Source organism: Marinimicrobium sp. C6131 (assembly GCF_026153455.1).
Taxonomy (GTDB): Bacteria; Pseudomonadota; Gammaproteobacteria; order Pseudomonadales; family Cellvibrionaceae; genus Marinimicrobium.
On record NZ_CP110629.1, the window covers coordinates 3,287,790 to 3,304,480 of the forward strand.

General features: G+C 57.5%; 11 protein-coding genes. 7 read left to right on the forward strand and 4 right to left on the reverse strand.

All coding sequences use genetic code 11. The features are described 5' to 3' along the window. Positions 1-26: 26 nt before the first annotated feature. Positions 27-2,366 (forward strand): hypothetical protein, encoded by a 2,340-nt coding sequence (locus OOT55_RS14045; protein WP_265366474.1) that lies wholly within the window; start codon positions 27-29, stop codon positions 2,364-2,366. A 531-nt stretch (positions 2,367-2,897) separates the two neighbouring features. Then, positions 2,898-4,286 carry a group II intron reverse transcriptase/maturase gene (ltrA, locus tag OOT55_RS14050; protein ID WP_265366475.1) on the forward strand — a complete coding sequence of 463 codons (1,389 nt, stop codon included), beginning with the start codon at positions 2,898-2,900 and terminating at the stop codon, positions 4,284-4,286. A gap of 83 nt (positions 4,287-4,369) precedes the next feature. On the opposite strand, the gene OOT55_RS14055 is transcribed toward ltrA, so the two are convergent. Then, positions 4,370-5,293, reverse strand: coding sequence for a sugar phosphate isomerase/epimerase family protein (locus OOT55_RS14055; RefSeq protein WP_265366476.1), 924 nt, complete (start codon positions 5,291-5,293; stop codon positions 4,370-4,372). Positions 5,294-5,450: 157 nt separating this feature from the next. Between OOT55_RS14055 and OOT55_RS14060 the strand changes: the two genes are divergently transcribed. Continuing rightward, complete coding sequence (locus OOT55_RS14060; protein ID WP_265366477.1) at positions 5,451-7,172, forward strand: GMC oxidoreductase; 1,722 nt, start codon at positions 5,451-5,453, stop codon at positions 7,170-7,172. A 9-nt stretch (positions 7,173-7,181) separates the two neighbouring features. Beyond that, a complete protein-coding gene (locus OOT55_RS14065; RefSeq protein ID WP_265366478.1) occupies positions 7,182-7,733 on the forward strand; it encodes a gluconate 2-dehydrogenase subunit 3 family protein in 552 nt (183 codons plus the stop codon). On the opposite strand, the gene OOT55_RS14070 is transcribed toward OOT55_RS14065, so the two are convergent. Continuing rightward, positions 7,722-8,663, reverse strand: a complete 942-nt coding sequence (locus tag OOT55_RS14070; protein ID WP_265366479.1) for an alpha/beta hydrolase-fold protein — start codon at positions 8,661-8,663, stop codon at positions 7,722-7,724. The genes OOT55_RS14065 and OOT55_RS14070 overlap by 12 nt on opposite strands. A gap of 133 nt (positions 8,664-8,796) precedes the next feature. Between OOT55_RS14070 and OOT55_RS14075 the strand changes: the two genes are divergently transcribed. From OOT55_RS14075 to OOT55_RS14085, 3 genes are all read left to right on the forward strand, one after another. After that, positions 8,797-10,119: a GGDEF domain-containing protein gene (locus OOT55_RS14075; RefSeq protein ID WP_265366480.1), complete on the forward strand. Its 1,323-nt coding sequence runs from the start codon at positions 8,797-8,799 to the stop codon at positions 10,117-10,119. A 315-nt stretch (positions 10,120-10,434) separates the two neighbouring features. Beyond that, complete coding sequence (locus OOT55_RS14080; RefSeq protein WP_265366481.1) at positions 10,435-12,414, forward strand: pectate lyase family protein; 1,980 nt, start codon at positions 10,435-10,437, stop codon at positions 12,412-12,414. 126 nt (positions 12,415-12,540) lie between these two features. Then, positions 12,541-13,725 (forward strand): pectate lyase family protein, encoded by a 1,185-nt coding sequence (locus OOT55_RS14085; RefSeq protein WP_265366482.1) that lies wholly within the window; start codon positions 12,541-12,543, stop codon positions 13,723-13,725. Between the two features lie 44 nt (positions 13,726-13,769). Here the strand turns inward: OOT55_RS14085 and OOT55_RS14090 are convergent, their stop codons facing one another. Beyond that, positions 13,770-15,215 (reverse strand): TrkH family potassium uptake protein, encoded by a 1,446-nt coding sequence (locus tag OOT55_RS14090; RefSeq protein ID WP_265366483.1) that lies wholly within the window; start codon positions 15,213-15,215, stop codon positions 13,770-13,772. Positions 15,216-15,228: 13 nt separating this feature from the next. Then, on the reverse strand, positions 15,229-16,617 hold the full coding sequence (gene trkA, locus OOT55_RS14095; RefSeq protein ID WP_265366484.1) for a Trk system potassium transporter TrkA: 1,389 nt from the start codon (positions 16,615-16,617) through the stop codon (positions 15,229-15,231). Between the last annotated feature and the right edge of the window lie 74 nt (positions 16,618-16,691).

Sequence of the window (16,691 nt, forward strand, 5' to 3'; positions counted from 1 at the left end):
TAAATAAAAACGTAGGAGATCAACCAATGAACACTAACCTGAAGTTATTGGCCGCGCTGATCATGGGCGGTGCCCTGGCAGCCTGCGGCGGTTCCAGTAGCGATGACGGCCCGAACAACAGCAGTTCCTCGGCGAGCAGCACCTCCAGTAGCAGTTCGTCCAGTGATGGAGTGGATTGCGAAGCCAATCCGTTTGACCCGGCTTGTATTGAAGAAGATCCGGTCACCGAGATTGATATTACCAATGAAGACATTCCCCTTCATGAAACCTTTGCGGTAACGGGAGAAGGGAACCAGGTCGCGCAGTTCTACTCTACCGACTACAAAGAACTCAATACCGCGGGTGCCAATGAAGATTATGTGGACGACCATCCATCGTTCTATTACCCGACCTGCTGCTTCTGGGAAACTGACGAGGAAACCGGCGAGCCGACCGGAAATCTGGTCCCAGATATTGACGTGCGTCAATACGTGGGTATCGACGCTGATGGTAATGGCTACTTTGCATTCTCCAACGCCCGTTGGAGCATTGGTCAGCTGCAGCCGGACATCGTCTCTGATGAAGAATCTGAAGATAACGATGCCAAGAGCAAAACCACCAACGCGCCGGTTGGCAGCAGTTGGGGTGAACTGGACTTGAGTGTCCCATACCGCATATCTTTCTGCCTGAAGGATTCCGGACTGGCTGGAGCGGGCACTGGTGGTAACCTGGAAGTCTACGTGGATAACAACTCCGGTGGTAACCAGGGTCACTCGATCCACGGCAACCAGTCTCTCCTGATGCGGACTGAAGCTGCGGCACTATCGGCCGGTAATCGTGTCGTTATCGACGTTCCCGGAGATGTACGTCTCCAGGATAATAATGGCGACCAAGTTGACCTGATCAGCACCACTGCAGAAGTTTACGGTACTGAGAACTCCTTCCTGCAAATGCGAGTGAGTTCTGGCGGTTATGTGGTCATCAGCGACCTTATGATTGAGCACCAGGATAATCTGGTCGGCGACTACACGCCTTGTGAAGCCGACGAATCTCTGTTCACTCCACCGCTGCCGGAAGGTTATGCGTTCCCGGGTCTGCCCCTGAACGAAGACTTTGACGATATCACCAAAGAGCAACTGATCGGTGACGGTGAAGATATTGCCGGTGAGTTCATGGCGATTTCTTCCGATCTGACCATTCCGTTCTACAAGTTCAATAGCACCGGTCGTCTGGCCATTACCGAAACGGGTGAGCTGCACATCAGCAACAACCGTTTCACCATGGGCTTCGCCGGCGTTGAGAACACCGCTGAGGGTGATACCGAGGTAGCGGGTGATATCGACCTCAGCGAGCCTTACACCCTGACTCTGGAAATCGCTGAGCGTCCTGCCAGCGACGAAGGCCGCTTGCAGGTGTTGGTTGACAACAGCACGACCGGCTCTGCCAACTCAATACATGGCGAGAACTCGGTACTGCTGGGCACCACGTGGGGTCTGCTGGGAACCGGTACTCTGGAAATCAATGTTCCGGGTGACGTGTTGCTGAACAACGAACCCGTACTGGATGAAAATGGTGATCCCGTAACCATTGATACGCACGTCGGTACCGCAACCTCCTTCCTGCAGATCTGGTGCCCGTCTGACTGTGGCGCTGATATCGAATCCGAAGGCTTCGGCGTGAAGTTCGATAGCATTATGCTGGATAATCAGGATGACGGTGGTGATCCCAATGCCATCTGGACCGCTGATGCCTATGTTCTTGCTGGTGGCACTACAGATGCAGAAGGTACAGTAGATGCAGAGACAGAAAACTCCGTCACGATTACGGCTACTGGTGGTAAGTCGGACTCAAGCTCTGACTTGAATATGTTCTTTGCCGGACAGCAGATTGAAATGAGCGACTTCGCTTACACCGCTCGTATCGCCAGTGTATCAGGAGCAGATGTTGGTGTTGGTAATAGCTATCGGTTCGGTATTATGGCTATCGCAGACCTCACGGCTGCTGGTTCTTTGGCAAATGTTGCGCCTTGGGCTGCGGCTGGCTTCTATGCTAACAGCGATCCGGTAGAGCTTATCGGTACTCGTTCTAATATGAAAGAGAACGGTGAACGTACTCGCAGCAACATACCAGAGCTTGAAGTCGGTCATTACGTCCGTATCGAAATCTTCGATGATGCTGAAGGCAAGCGCGTACGTCGCTGCGTTTCGCCAGACGGCGTGACCTGGACTGCTGTAAATAGTACCAATGATTTCTCAGCAACCGCAGAGACTGACAGCTGGTACTACGGTGTATGGGCGGCTCCCGGTGAGAATAATGTCACTATGGAAGTCGACAACATCAGCGTTGAAGCGTACGAGACTGATTGTGAAAGCCTGAATCCGGCTTGATTATCAGTTAGTACGGTAAGGTGAACAAAAAAACCTCCGGCGTAAAAACCGGAGGTTTTTTTATGGGTGCGCCAGGCATGGCGCGTAGCGCCTTGACTGGCGCTGTTCCGGTACACATGGTGGTGGCCGGATGACTTGGAGGTGCAAGTCCTCTGTGGGCCCGACAAGGGGAACCACTAGCTGATCGGCAAGGGTGTTCACCGCGAGGTGAAATCTGAAGGAAGCCGTAGGCAAAGCACTGGCCCGACGAACAGAAATCGCATACGAGGCGGCCGCCGTGGGTGAGGAGGCCCATATCTCCAAAGCCCCATACTTGTCCGGAAACGGTGGACGTAGATGCGGCGGGCATAAGTGTGAAGGTCACGCGTCTTACCCTGGGAAGTCTGGCTTTCTGCCACTGTGCTACTGACCTCGTGAGGGGTGGGGATGGGAAGCCAGAACTCAGCCGGGGCCATAGTAGGTGCGTCACCGCGTACTGAAGGGCCGAACATGGTTAGCCGCCAGTAGGCGGTGAGTGCTCGCGATGTGCTTATGAAGACAGAAGCGACCCGGATGGGTCAGGACATTCAGGAGGGGGTCGGACGGTATCCGATCGGTACTGAAGTCCGTGTCGAAGCAGACGCGGTGGCTCACTCGTGGACGAACGCGGAGCCGAACACGCTAATGGAACAGGTGCTATCGCGCCCGAACCTGATGCGTGCGTATCAGCGGGTGGTCTCCAACAAGGGCGCGGCCGGGGTCGACCAGATGCCGGTGAGCGCTCTAAAGAGCCATCTGCAACAGCACTGGCCAACGCTGCGCAAGCGGCTGCTGGCCGGAGATTACCAGCCTCAACCCGTGCGCCGGATCAGTATCCCCAAGCCACAAGGCGGGGAGCGGGTACTGGGTATCCCGACGGTGCAGGATCGTCTGATCCAGCAGGCGCTTCATCAGGTGCTGAGCCCGAGGCTCGATCCGAACTTCTCGGATCACAGCTACGGGTTCCGCCCTGGGCGAAGCCCCCATCAGGCGGTCAAGGCGATGCAAAAGCACATTAATGAAGGCCGCCGCTGGGTGGTCGATCTGGATCTGGAGAAGTTCTTCGACCGGGTCAATCACGATGTGCTGATGAGCCTGTTGGCCCGACGCCTCTCCGACCGACGAATACTCACCTTGATCCGCCGCTACCTCAACGCCGGTATGCTGGACGGTGGGCTGGTCAGCCCGAGACGGGAGGGGACGCCGCAAGGCGGCCCCCTCTCGCCCTTGCTCTCCAATGTGCTTCTGACCGAACTGGACCGGGAGCTGGAGCGCCGGGGACACCGGTTCTGCCGCTACGCGGACGACTGTAACATCTACGTTCGCAGTGAAAGAGCCGGCCATCGGGTCATGGCCAGTATCACCCGCTACCTGGAGCAGCGTCTGCGCCTGAGGGTGAACACGGACAAGAGCGCCGTGGATCGCCCCTGGCGTCGAAGCTATCTGGGCTACAGCGTGAGCTGGCATAAGCAGGTGCGGTTGAGGGTTGCACCTAAAAGCCTGAAGCGCCACCAGGCCAAGCTGCGTCAGTTGCTCAGAGGCGCGCGGGGTCGCTCGTTGCGAACGACGATCGAGCGGCTGAATCCGGTGTTGCGAGGTTGGGCGAATTACTACCGCCTGACGGACTCGAAACGCCCGGTGGAGGCCCTCGATGGTTGGATACGCCGACGACTGCGCCTGATCCTCTGGCGACAATGGAAACGGGTGGTCACCCGGGCCCGGAACCTGATGCGACTGGGCTTGACAGAGCAACGGGCCTGGATCAGTGCGACCAACGGTCGTGGCCCTTGGTGGAACAGTGGGGCGTCTCACATGAACGCCGCGCTGCCCAAAAAGGTGTTCGACCGACTGTCTCTGGTAAGCTTGCTGGATACGATGAATCGGCTTCCGAGCCAATCATGAACCGCCGTGGTACGGAACCGTATGCCCGGTGGTGTGAGAGGACGGGGGAGGCAACTCCCCCTCCTACTCGATCCGAACGAAAATCAACTGGCCTTGATAGACCGTAACAAATCCCGCGTCAGAATAATCCCTTCCGCTTCCGAGTGCTTATCGCCCTCATACTCAACGCCCACCCAGCCGCTGTAACCCACGGCCATGACGATATCCATCATCCGATGAAAGTCGATGGTGGTTTCATTACCCTGATCATCAAACGCATAGCTTTTCGCGCTCACCGCCTTGGCATAAGGCATCAGCTCGCGCACGCCCTGATACTTGTCGTAGCTCTCGCCGGTGTCGCGATTGATGGTGAAGTTGCCGAAGTCGGGCAGGGTGCCCACCCGTGGGTGGTTGGCGGTTTCCATTACCTGGCTCAGCCAGCGGGCGTTGGAGGACAGGCCGCCATGGTTTTCCACCAGCACGTTCAGGCCCAGGGGTTCACAGTACTCCGCCAGCTTGACCAGGCCATCGGCCGCGCGCTCGCGCTGCTCGTCGTAACTGCCCTGGCTCTGGGCGTTCACCCGGATGGAATGGCAACCCAGGGCGTGGGCGGCGTCGGCCCATTTTTTGTGGTTGTCCACGGTCTGCTGCCGATCGGCTTCGGTGGGGGCACCCAGGGCGCCTTCGCCGTCGATCATGATCAGCAGGCTACGCACGCCCTCATTGTCCGCCCGTTGGCGCAGGTTCTGGACCAGGGCGTCGGACAGGTTCTCCTTATAGAACTGGTTGACGTACTCGACACCGCCAATCTCGAATTCCTGGCGGGCGATGGCCGCGAAGTCCATGGGGTTGGCGTCACCGCTGAAGAAGCGGCGGTGCAGGGACCACTGTGCCAGGGAGATATCGAAGGTATTGCGTTTGCCGATCAGGTTGCCACATCCGGGCAGTGTGGAGGCCGCTGCAACGGCGGCACCGAGGGCGGCGGCGCCTTTCAGGAATTGGCGGCGGCCTGGCTGTATCCGGTCCATAAGTCCTCACTTTATTGTCGATTTTGAATGGTTGGGTCAGTCTAGCGAGCATTTTTTGACCGTGCAACCGGTTTCATTTGGTGCACAGGTGGGTAATAATGGCTCGCCAGCGGGGGCAGTGTACCCCGAAATCGATCAATAACGATAAGGTGTGGTTATGGCAACAACCAAGGTCAGTGCGACCATTCTGGGGGCGGGAGAGCCGTCTCATACCTACGATGCCATCGTCATCGGCTCTGGTATTTCCGGGGGCTGGGCCGCAAAAGAGCTGTGTGAGCAGGGCTTGCAGACGCTGGTATTGGAGCGTGGTGGGCATATCGAGCACATTGAAGATTACCCGACCGCCCACAAGGAGGCCTGGGATCTGCCCCTGTTCGGGGAGATGTCCGCAGAGTTCAGAGCCGCCAACCCGGTGTTGTCGCGCTGCTACGCGGTCAATCAGGCGACCGCCCATCACTTTGTCAAAGACGCCGAGCATCCCTACCAGCAGCGCAAACCCTTTGACTGGATTCGCGGTTATCAGGTCGGTGGCAAGTCGCTGATGTGGGCGCGCTGGGTGCAGCGCTGGAGCGATTTCGACTTCGAGAGCAATGCCCGCAATGGCGTCGGTGTGGACTGGCCCATCCGCTATCAGGACCTTGCCCCCTGGTACAGTTACGTGGAAAAGTTCGCCGGTATCAGTGGCAACCGCGACGGCCTGCCGCAGATTCCGGATGGGGAATTTCTGCCGCCGATGGAAATGAATGCGGTGGAGAAACACTTCAAGCAGTCCATCGAAAGCCAGTTCCCCAATCGGCATCTGGTGATGTCCCGCACCGCCAACCTGTCGCAACCCCACAAGGGTCGCGGGCCCTGCATGTACCGGGCCCGTTGTGCCCGGGGCTGCCCGTTCACCGGCTATTTCAGCAGCAACGGGGTAACCCTGCCGGCCGCGGCGGCCACCGGCAACCTGACCATGCGTCCACACTCGGTGGTGCATTCCATCATTTATGACGAGCAGAAACAGCGTGCGACCGGCGTCCGGGTGATCGACGCCGAAACCAAGGCGGTGACCGAATATTTCGCGCGCATCATTTTCGTCAATGCCAGCACGCTCAACACTACGCTGATTCTGAAGAACTCAACTTCCGAACGCTTCCCCAACGGTCTGGGTAACGACAGTGGGGTGCTGGGTCACTACCTGATGGATCACAATTATCGCGCCCGGGCGAGTGCCGAGGTGGAGGGGCTGGAAGACCGTTACTATTACGGCCGTCGCCCCACCGGCACTTATCTGCCCCGGTTCCGGAATATTTTTGACGACAAGCAGGATCAGTACATCGGCGGTTTCTCCTACTCGGTGGGTGCCTACCGGGCCCAGGGCAACGTTGATGAAGGGGATGCCCCTTTGGGTGCCGAGTTCAAACACAAGATGAGTGAGGTGGGCCCCTGGCGGATCAATATGACCGGTATGGGGGAGTTTCTGCCGCGCTTTGACAACAAAGTGACCCTGAGCAAGGACCAGACCGATGCCTGGGGCATGCCACTGCTGAATATGGACTGTGATTACTCGGACAACGAGCACCATATGACCCGGGACATTCGTGACAGCGCCGCCGAGATGCTGGAAAAAGCCGGCTACAAGAACATTCAGACCGTTGACAGTGAGCAGGCCCCGGGGCTCGCCATTCACGAAATGGGCACCGCCCGCATGGGGCGGGACCCCAAAACCTCCATGCTCAATGGCCACAACCAGTTACACGCGGTGCCCAATGTATTTGTGACCGACGGTGCCTGCATGACCTCGTCCGCCTGCCAGAACCCGTCCCTGACCTATATGGCGTTGACGGCCCGGGCCGCGCACTACGCGGTGGATCAACTCAATAAACGCAATCTTTAAGGGGGCGAGATGAATCGCAGACAGGCATTACACACGATGATGGGTGCTTTGGGTCTGGTATCGGCCACCCAGGTGTTCGGTGCGTCCGCGTTTTTGAGTGGCGCATTACCTACGGCCGTTCAACCCGTGCTGGCGGAACCGGAGGTGGCACTGCTCAGTGACCTCGGTGAGACCATTCTGCCCACCACCGAGGATTCACCCGGCGCGAGGGCCGCGGGTATCGGCGCCTTTATGCAGGCGATGGTCAGCGGTTACTACACGCCGGCGGAGCAGCAGGTGTTTCTGCGGGGGCTGGCCGATCTGCAGCAGCGCAGCCAGGCGTTGTTCAATACCGATGCTCGCTCGCTGACACCGGATCAGCGAGCGCAATTGCTATTGACGCTGGAGCAGGACAGCGACGCCGACTATTACCGGATGATCAAGCAGTTGACCATTTGGGGCTATTTTGCCTCGGAGGTGGGTGCCAAGCAGGCATTGCGCTTCGCACCCATTCCCGGCCGTCATGAGGGAGACGTGAAAATTGATCCCGGCACCAAGGCCTGGGCCAACTTACTCTCCTGAGGGTTCGTTCGCCAACGAATGTTCCAGTAACCAGCGGTACAGGTCCTCGCTGCGGTACACCCGGGTCCAGGCGTCATGACCCATGTCCTCGTGGTTGGTAAAGCGCACCGAAGGGTGTCCGAGCTTTTCCAGCTCGTTCAGCCCGGGATAAAAATGCTCAATGGTGACGACGGGATCACGTCCGGCAGCGAACGCCCACAGGGGAAGCTGATGTTCCGCAATGGGCGCCATCAGGTCGGGATGGCCCCAGCCCACCACCGGGCTGATGGCCGCAAAGCGTTCCGGGTGACGGCTGGCCATATACCAGGTGCCGAAACCACCGTAGCTCAGGCCACTGAGGTATACCCGTCGCTCATCCACCCGGTAGTTGGCCTCGATCCGATCGAGCATCATGATCAGGTCGTCTTCAATACGATCCCAACCGTTGGGGAGGGTGGCGGGAATGTCGTCCATGGAAGCGGGCGCGGGCACGCCATTCATGGGTTCGGGCGTCGGGAAATCCGCCGGGCGGGGCGGTACCCCCTCGGCCAACCGCCGGGGTATCTGAGACGGGTCCCGGTTGCGCAGGTAGTCCGCGTGCTCATCCATCCCGAACATGGGTAGCTGGGGTACGATCATGATAAACGGCAAGCCCCGTTTCTGGATCCACGCTTCGTACAGTGGGCCGTGGGCCAGCACATAGTCCAGCTCGTCCCGGCCATTGCCCCGCTCACCGTTGCCGTGCAGAAACATCAGAACCGGCCACTCTTTCCCGGCATCCGTTTCATACCCTTCGGGTAAATACACAAAAAACTGCCGCTCGCTGCCATCCAGAGCGCTGGTAAACTCCAGGCGCTTCAGCTGGGGTTCGGAGCGCTCGGATTGGCCGTGGGGTTGAAGGCTGCAGGCCGCCAGCAGCCAAAAGCAAAAAGACAGAGTTATGAATCGCATGGTATGACCTCAATTATGGTTATAACTACTGGCTAACCATAGCAGAATAGTCTGATAAATGGCCTGGCAAGTCGCCCAAAGAAACAGGTTGCTTGCTACAATTGGCGCAATATTCAACAAAAATGGCGCCGCCATGTCTCCCAGTCGCTCGCTGTACTTTTTACTGATCGCCATCGCCATCACCCTGTTGGCCGTGGCCGCTCACCCGCTGATCCCCGAGCGGCAGCATTCACTGGTGCCCCAGGCGGACAGCCCCATCATTCTTGCACCCTATGGTGACGCCATGCAGGGCGGGCCAAGTCATTCGGAGTGGGTGGGGCCGGAAGAGGATTACCACTGGCGCTGCCGGGTCGAGCCCGAGGGCGATTACGTGTTCTGCGGCATCAACCTCCTGTTATCCGAGGACAACCTGCATGGGCTGGATATAACCGATTTCGAGGCTTTTGAATTGCAACTGGAGACCCCGGGGCATAATCAGGACGTGCAGTTCTTTATGCGCCACTTTGATGAGCGCTACTCCAACCCGGACGACAACAATAGTTCACAATTCAACAAGTTCGACATCAAGGCGGGAGAGTTGGGTGGAACCCTGAGGATCGGTTTTGACGAACTGTCTCTGGCGGACTGGTGGAGTCGTGACCGTGACTTGCCGCGAGAGTTGCGGCGTCCCGCGTTTCACAATGTTATCGCCGTGGGTATCGGCTATGCCCAGCACCTTGAGCCCGGCAACTACGACGTGATCATCAAGGAGGCGAGTTTTGTCGGTGAGTGGGTGTCCGCTGCCAACTGGTACCTGAGTATTCTGCTGGTCTGGCTGGTGGGGCTGGGTGCCTGGGGAGTCCATCGGTTGGTTCTGCTGTCCCGGATCACCCGGCGCCACCGTCGGCAACTGGATGTCCTCTCCAATCGCAATGCGCAGTTGAAAGAGGAAACCGACCGTTACAAGCAACTGTCTACCCGTGATCCGCTTACCGGAGCCTACAATCGTTATGGCTTTGAACAGCGCCTGTCACAGATGATTCACCAGAACGAGTATCAGCCCATCTCGTTGATTCTGCTGGATGTGGACCACTTCAAAACCTTCAATGATACCTACGGCCACGATGCCGGGGACAAGGTCTTGCGCCAGTTGGTGAACCTGCTCGATCAGCACACCCGCAAGCAGGACGTGCTCTGCCGCTGGGGCGGCGAGGAATTTCTGCTCTTGTGCCCCAATACGGATGCCACGAATGCGGTGATCCTGGCCGAAAAGATCCGGCATCTGGTCTCCGAAGCCCGCATCGAAATGGATGAAAAGATACGCCTGACCGCCAGTTTCGGTGTCTGTCAGATCCGCGCGGGTGAGCCCTATATCGATGCCTTTATCCGCACCGATCGGGCGCTCTATCAGGCGAAGGATCAGGGGCGCAACCGGGTGATGTTGTGCCCGGAAGCCATGGGTGCAGAATTGGTCTGATCAGCCACCTGGCGTAAACGATTACACAAAAAATCAGGCAGATCCCCCGAGCACTATAACCTGTCCGGCGTAAGCCACATATGCTCGATGAGTACCGGTTACATTCGGTGACGCCGCCCCCTCATAAACGCTTGACGTTCACCCCTTAGCGTTTCATATTCATCCCATAAGTTCGTATTTCAACACACGTAAAGCCACTGTAAACCCGTGTCGTTTTGGTGGTATGCTCAAAAAATAGGCGATTGGTGAGAAGGTCGCCGGATACGTATTTTCAATAATTATTAAACGCAGTAACCGAAGTGAGAGTAATCAACCATGACTATCAACAAGCTTGCCCTTGTTGCGGCCATCAGTACGCTCCTGGCCGCCTGTGGGGGCTCCGACTCCGACAATCCCCCTTCTTCCAGCTCGTCCTCAAGCTCGAGTAGCAGCTCCAGCTCGTCTTCCTCATCCAGTGGACCCAACGAGTATGATGGCGACTGGACCTCCTGCGAACGCTTGAATACCCCTCAAGGCTTCGCCACCCTGGGCGATGGCGTAACCGGCGGTGCCGATGTGGGTGCGGGTAACCACGAAGTCGGTGTGGTCACTGGCGCACAATTGCAGAACGTATTGACTGACGAACAGTACGCCGATCTGCCGCTGACGATTTATATTGATGATCTGATCACCTGGGACAATTCCAACGGCGGCATCAAAGTACGGCGGAGTGATGTGACCATTGTGGGTCGTACTGAAAGCGCAGGCTTTGAAGGTGTGGGCCTGGAACTGAGTCACGGCGCGAGCAATATCATCATCCGCAATCTGGAAATGCGCTACGTCCCTCAGGCCAATGGCACCGGCGACCTGATCAATCTGGATGGCCGAGATGGCGCGGTCACCAATGTCTGGATTGACCACAACGAGTTGTACAACAGCCGCCAAGCGCCAGAGGAAGCCGGCTGTGGTCTGGATGAAGACTGCAACAAGGATTACTACGACGAGCTGGTCAGTGGCCGCGGTGCGGTTCAGAACGTGACCATCTCCTACAATTACATGCACGATAGTTGGAAGACGTCGCTCTGGGGTTCGTCCGACAGTCCGGAAGAGGACGCCGGTCGCACAATCACGTTCCACCACAACTATTGGCACAACGTGAACTCGCGCTTGCCGCTGTTCCGCTACGGCAACGCCCATGTGTTTAACAACTATTACCACAATGTGGATGGTTCGGCGATCAATGCCCGAATGGGTGCGGAGATTCGCGTTGATGGCAATGTATTTGAGAACGTGAGCCATCCCATTACCTCCCAGTTCAGTGAAGAGCGCGGTTACTGGGATGTGGATGACAATATTTTTGAAAATGTCTCGGCGAGTGGAAGTTGTCCGACAACGGGCAGCGAATGTCGTGGCGCTCATGAAGAGTCCACCACTGCGTATATTCCGGGCTATGTGTACGACATCATGCCGGCCTCCGACGTTCGGGATTACGTGCTCGACTACGCCGGGTTGGGTGTGATTGACGAATGCCTTGACCTGCCGGAGCCCGATGGTGGCAATGATGCCCCCGAGTTCAATACCGATCCCCAGGAACCACCGGCCGCCTGGAGCGTGTTCGATGGTGAACTGGCGCCGGATGCCGATGGTTCCATCGCGCTGGAAGCGGGCGGCAACGCCAGCTTTGAACTGGGTGGCGATACGGATATGGATTACTTCGCCGTCAACGGCGATGGAACCATCGATATCGACACCACCAGTGATGTCAATCTGCGCCATCACGCCACGTTGCGCGGTGTCTTGCCGGAAGGGTATCCCAAGCATCTGACCGTTGTTGCCCGCGTGCAGGGTTACAACGAAGACAGTAGGCTGCTCGAGATTGAAACCGCCTTTGCCGATGAAGGTGAAGCGGGAAGTCGTTTGAAAACCCTGCTCCGAAATCAGGAGGGCGCGGTGGGTATCCAGTTGGAAGATGCCGATCCGGTCAACGACAACTCACCGGATTATTACGACCAGTTGGATATGACGGTGTACCACACCTACCAGATCAGCGTGACCATGAACAGTGCAACGCGCGGTAACGTTCGTATTTTCGTGGATGGTAACGACGAGCCGGTCATCAGCCTGCTGGATGTTCAGATGCGGGCTGCCAGTAGTGCCGGCGACAACTTTGTCCGCATCGGCGATGGCGGTGGTCACCCCTACAAGAGCAAGATAGATTGGCTGGTCTGGACCACGGAATCCGATTACCTGCCCAGTGACCTGAAAGGTTCCTTGCCCGAAGGGCTGGGAGACATCACCGGCTACGAAGCCGAATAACCTGTACTGAACTTGTTTCGGGCATGCCGTTGCCCGAGACCACAACAGGAACCCCGCTGTACGAGTGTCTGGCACTGCGACAGCGGGGTTTTTTTACAGCAAAAATAAAATAAAAGTGAGAGAACCATGAAAACAACCCATCCATTACTTTATCTACTGCTGGCACTGACGTTATCCGCCTGCGGCGGCTCGGGCAGCGACGAAGGCGGCAGCGATCCATCGAACAGCTCCGCATCCTCGAGTAGTGAGGAAAATAATAGCGGAAACAGCGAGAGCAGCATGCAAAGCTCCAGCACCGTGAGTTCCTCCAGCTCGTCCAGTGCCAGCTCTGATGATGAGCTACCCGATGGAGGACGGTTGTCCTGTGAGCAGGCCAATCAGGTCCAGGGTTTTGCCTCGCTGGGTGAAGGCACCACGGGCGGTTCTGGAGGCGATGAAGTGACGGTGAGCACCGGCGCCGAGTTGGCGTCGGCGCTGGACAACAAGGGCAGCCAACCGCTGATTATTTATGTGGACGGCACCATCACGCCGGAGAACTCTCCGGACGACAAATTCAGCATCAAGGATATGAACGATGTGTCGATCATTGGCGTGGGCAGCAATGCGTTGTTTGATGGTATTGGTATCAAAATCTGGCGAGCGAACAATATTATTGTGCGCAATCTGACCATGCGCTACGTCAGTATCGGTGACAAAGACCACATCAGCCTGGAGGGGCCGGCCGGTCATGTCTGGATAGACCACAATACCTTTTACAATGACCTGGATACGGACAAGGACTTTTACGACGAACTGGTCAGTGGCAAAAAGAACGTGGACAACGTGACGATTTCCTACAACGTTCTACGGGACAGCTGGAAAACCTCGTTGTGGGGCAGCAGCGACTCGGACAGTGCGCACCGAAGGGTAACCTTCCATGGTAACCATTGGCTCAATGCCAATTCGCGGTTACCTCTGTTCCGGTTTGGTGAAGGCCATATTTTCAACAATCATTATGAAGGCGTGATCAGTACCGGCATCAACTCGCGAATGGGTGCGACCATCAAGATCGATGGCAATCTCTTTGAAGATTCGAAGAACCCGATCGGTTCCTGGTTCAGTGACGAGATCGGTTATTGGGATCTGGGTGAGAATCTGTTTGTGAATGTCGAGTGGGTTGCGGCCTCCGGTGGCGATGTGACGGCGGGACCGGATCCGGAGTCCACCGTCAGTTACGAGCCGCCTTACGGTTACACCCTGGTTCCACTGGAAACGGTGGCGGATCACGTGGCGGTCAATGCCGGTGCAGGAGTCATCACCGACTGTCTGTAAGGTTATCCGCGCGTCCAGGGTTGAGCGGGCCGAGCCCGCTCAACTCATCGACGCCAGAACATGGGGCTGAACAGCACCAGCAGGGTAAAGACTTCCAGGCGCCCCAGGAGCATGGCAAAGGTCAGAATCCATTTGGCCGGGTCGCTGATCGCGCCGTAGTTGCTGGCCACATCCCCCATACCAGGACCCAGGTTGGTAATGCAGGCGCCCACTGCGGAAAAAGCGGTTTCCAGATCCAGGCCGGTCATCAACAGTGCCAGAAACATGACGATGTAAGTCACCACATACATCGCAAAAAATCCCCACACGGCTTCAATGACTCGATCGGGCACGCTGATCTTTCCGACTTTGACCGGAATGACGGCGTTGGGATGAATCAGTCGATTCACCTCTCGCACGCCCTGTTTGTACAGTAGCAGTACCCGAATCATTTTCATACCGCCTCCGGTAGAGCTGGCGCAACCGCCGAGGAAGGCGAGTATAAACAGCATGTAAGGCAGAAAAGATGGCCACAGGTTGAAGTCCGATGCGAACCCCGCGGTGGTCAACGTCGACGCCAGGTTGTAAATTCCAAGCACCAGGCTGTCGGTGAATGCGAGGGTCTCTGACGCATATAGGTAGGACACCGTAACGATGCTGCCGAACACGATCCAGCCGAAATAAAAGCGGAACTCCGCGTCCTGCATGTAGTGCCACAAGCTCTTGTCGCGCCAGGCAATAAAGTGCAGCGCGAAGTTCGCTCCGGCCAGCACCATGAACACCGAACAGATCAACAGGATGGCCGGGCTGTCGTAGTAGCGTAGGCTCTCGTCGTGGCTGGAGAAACCACCATTGGCCACGGTGGAAAAGCTGTGGCCGAGCGACTCAAACCACGTCATGCCAGCGAGCTTGTAAGCCAGAAAACAGGTAATGGTAAAGCCCACGTAAATCAGAAACAGTGCCTTGGCGGTTTCGGTAATACGCGGCGTCAGTTTGTTGTCCTTTACCGGCCCGGGCGCCTCGGCCCGGTACAGCTGCATACCCCCGATGCCCAACAGCGGCAGAATCGCTACCGCGATCACAATAATCCCGATGCCCCCCAACCATTGGAGTTGGTGGCGGTAATACAGAATGGAGGGGGGCAGGGCGTCCAGTCCACTGATGACCGTCGCGCCGGTGGTGGTCAGGCCCGAGAGGGATTCAAAAATGGCGTCGGTAACGGACAGGTCCAGCCCCATGGAAAAGTACAGCGGAATGGCCCCGAAGGAACCGAGCACAAACCAGAACAGGGCGGTGATCAAAAAACCGTCCCGGGTTCTCAGGTCCTGATGCTGTCCGCGCACCGGCAACCAGGTGGCCGCACCGGCACCAAAGGTGATGACAAAGCCGATCAGGAAGGTCAGATAATTCTGGTCGTGAAACCAGAGCGAGACGCTGATGGGCACCAACAGCGTCAGGCTGAACAGCATCAGCAGTACGCCCAGAACCCGTGCGATGGTGGCAAATTGCATGGCCGTCCCGAAGCTAGAAGAAGGTGAAGCCGACCTGGAAGAGCTTTTCCAGGTCGCGAATATGCTGCTTGTGCAGCAGGAACACAATCACGTGATCGCCCGGCTCCACCACCAGGTGGTCGTGGGCAATCAATACCTCACTGGTCTCATCGTCTTTTTCCCGCACGATGGCCCCGATGTTGGCACCCTCGGGCAGATCGATATCTTCCAGTGCCCGGCCCACCACTTTGGAAGACTGGCTGTCGCCGTGAGCGATCAGTTCAATGGCTTCCGCCGCGCCGCGCCGCAAGGAATGAACGTTGACCATGTCGCCCCGGCGCACGTGGGTCAGCAGACTGCCGATGGTGGTGGTCTGGGGCGAGATGGCGATATCGATTTCCCCGCCCTGCACGAGGTCCACGTAAGCAGGGTTATTGATCAGTGCCATGACCTTACGGGCACCGAGGCGTTTGGCCAGCATCGAGGACATGATGTTGGCTTCATCGTCATTGGTCAGGGCCAGAAACACATCGGTGTCTTCAATGTTTTCATCGAGCAGCAGGTCCTGATCCGAGGCATTGCCCTGAAGCACGATGCTGCGTTCGAGCTGCTCGGAGAGCTGTCGGCAGCGCCGCTCATTGTGCTCCACCACGCGAACGCTATAGCGGCCCTCCAGCTTTTTGGCCAGCCGCAAACCGATGTTCCCACCGCCAGCGATCATCACGCGCTTGTAGGCGGTTTCCAGCCGGCGCAGTTCGCTCATCACCGCGCGAATATCGTTTTTTCCGGCAATAAAAAAGACTTCGTCATCCGCCTCAATGACGGTGGAACCGTGAGGTACGATGGCGCGATTGCGCCGATAGATGGCCGCCACCCGGGTATCCACATTGGGCATGTGCTGACGCAGAAAGCGCAACTCCTGGCCGACCAGGGGGCCGCCGTGATACGCCTTGACCGCCACCAGCTGGGCCTTGCCGTTGGCAAAGTCAAGCACCTGCAGGGCGCCGGGCTGCTCAATCAGACGAAAGATATAATCCGAGACCAGTTGTTCCGGACTGATCAATACGTCGATGGGGATGGCGGTGTCGGTAAACAGCTTGTCGTAAGTCAGGTAGGCGTTGGAGCGCACCCGGGCAATTTTGGTGGGCGTGCGGAACAGGCTGTGCGCCACCTGGCAGGCGACCATATTGATTTCATCATTACTGGTGACCGCCACCAGTAGGTCGGCATCTTCGATGCCGGCCTGCACCAGTACGTCCGGGTGAGAGCCTTCACCGGTCACCACACCGATATCAATCCGGTCGCGCAGCTCCCGCAGACGCACCTCGTTGGTGTCGATCACCGTGATGTCGTTGGCTTCGCTGGCCAAGTGCTCGGCCAGGCTGCCGCCGACTTGTCCGGCGCCAAGAATAATGATTTTCATAGGCTAGCTTGAGTCCCCTGACTTCGCGCCTCGTCGTCCGGCGCGATCGCTTCACGCGCTCAGGCAGTGTGACG